The 1,091-nt window shown below is 68.7% G+C and carries 1 protein-coding gene; it reads left to right on the top strand.

Annotated elements, in window-relative coordinates; translation table 11 throughout:
- Positions 1-1,047 (top strand): alkaline phosphatase family protein (locus ON45_RS20595; protein ID WP_040496682.1); only part of this gene is annotated, 1,047 nt, incomplete at its 5' end.
- Positions 1,048-1,091 lie beyond the last annotated feature (44 nt).

The raw sequence follows: 1,091 nt of genomic DNA, 5'->3' as shown, positions 1-1,091 counted from the left end.
TATCCGTTGCTCCGCGCGGCGACCACGGTCGGGCTCGCCGAGATCACCTGGGCGGTGCTCGTCGCCGACATCGCACGCGGGGTTCCCTCGGCGTACGTCGACCTCGTCGGCTATGACGAGGTCGCGCACCACTCCGGGATCCTGGCCCCCGACGCGCTCGACACGCTGCGGCGCACGGACGACCAGTTGGAGCGGCTGCTGACGACGCTCGACGATGCCCCTCGGCCCTACTACGTCGTCGTGCTCGCCGATCACGGTCAGACGCAGGGTGCGACCTTCGAGGATCGCTACGGCGAGACGCTCGACTCGGTGGTCGAGCGATTGGCCAGCGGCGGGGTGAGCGCACCGGTCCTCGCGGAAGAGGGGTGGAACAACGTCAACGGCCTGCTCACCGACGCCGCTGCCGATCCGTCGCCCCTGGGTACCGCGGTGAAGGCCGCGACGCGCAAGAAGACGGCCCACGGGGAGGTCGCGATCGGTCCCGCGACGGAGCACAACGTCGAGGTCGATGACGAGAGGGTGATCGTGCTCGCGTCGGGCAACCTCGGATTGGTGTCGTTCACCGACATCGAGGGGCGCGCGACCCGCCAGCAGATCGAGGCCGACCATCCAGGTCTCATCGACGGCGTGCGCGGACACCCGGGGGTCGGTCTCGTGCTCGTCCGCGACGAGATCGACGGTGACGTGGTGCTCGGTCCGTCGGGAGCCCATCATCTCGACACCGGCCGTGTGGACGGCGACGATCCGTTGGCCGTGTTCGGCCCGCACTGTGCCGATCACCTCCGGCGCACGAGCAGCTTCGACAACTGCCCCGACCTGTTGGTCAACAGTTTCTACGACCCCGACACGGACGAGGGTGCCGCGTTCGAACCGTTGATCGGGTTCCACGGTGGGCTCGGCGGCCGGCAGAGTCACCCGTTCGTGCTGGCGCCCGCCGGACTCGAGCAACCCGACGACGACTCACTCGTCGGGGCGCGCTCGATCCACGATCTCTTCAAGCGGTGGCTCCGACAGACCCAGGGCGACCGAGCGATGGCCGGCAACTGACCGGGAGAATTAGCGATCTCGTGAACAGTTCGCGCACGGAGCGC

Source organism: Ilumatobacter nonamiensis YM16-303 (assembly GCF_000350145.1).
In the GTDB taxonomy this organism is placed as follows: domain Bacteria; phylum Actinomycetota; class Acidimicrobiia; order Acidimicrobiales; family Ilumatobacteraceae; genus Ilumatobacter_A; species Ilumatobacter_A nonamiensis.
The sequence above is the reverse complement of the archived record's forward strand: the minus strand, read 5'-3'. Positions and strand labels throughout refer to the sequence as shown.